This is a genomic window from Hansschlegelia beijingensis (genome assembly GCF_045505405.1).
GTDB classification, from domain to species: Bacteria; Pseudomonadota; Alphaproteobacteria; order Rhizobiales; family Methylopilaceae; genus Methylopila; species Methylopila beijingensis_A.
The window spans coordinates 1-548 of the sequence record NZ_JBJKEX010000723.1 but is presented as its reverse complement, the minus strand read 5'-3'; the positions used below and the strand labels follow the sequence as shown (position 1 = coordinate 548).

Sequence of the window (548 nt, the reverse complement as noted above, 5' to 3'; positions counted from 1 at the left end):
CGGTGTTCGACAAGAGCGCCCGGACCGACGGCACGTTCAGCCGTTCAGACTTCCCGTATGACCACGCCCGCGATCTTTACACCTGCCCGGCCGGGAAGGAGCTGAGACCCCGGCAGAGGGTCTACCGAACCTCGGCTCCGCTCGTCGACGAGGACGGCATGATCCGCTATCGCGCGAGCAAGTTCGACTGCGACGCCTGCTCCCTGAAGCCGCAGTGCTGCCCGAACACGCCGGCCCGGAAGATCCCTCGCTCGATCTACGAGGGCGCTCGCGACATGGCGAGGGACATCGCGAAGACCGACGCCTACGTCGTCTCCCGGCGCGAGCGGAAGAAGGTCGAGATGATGTTCGCACACCTCAAGCGCATCCTGCGGCTCGACCGGCTACGCCTTCGAGGACCATGCGCAGCCCGAGACGAGTGCCTGCTTGCCGCCACCGCCCAAAACCTCAGGAAACTGGCGAAGCTGGTCCCGACGCCGAGCCCGATCCCAGCCTAATAGCCCAACGCTTCGCTCGCCCCCGCCCTGCGATCAGTTCGAGCCGTGGGT

The 548-nt window shown here is 66.4% G+C and carries 1 protein-coding gene; it reads left to right on the top strand.

The features are described from left to right. Positions 1 to 497, top strand: a 497-nt coding sequence (locus ACIKT0_RS19820; RefSeq protein WP_407106953.1) for a transposase, incomplete at its 5' end; no start/stop codon positions are given. Positions 498 to 548: the final 51 nt, after the last annotated feature.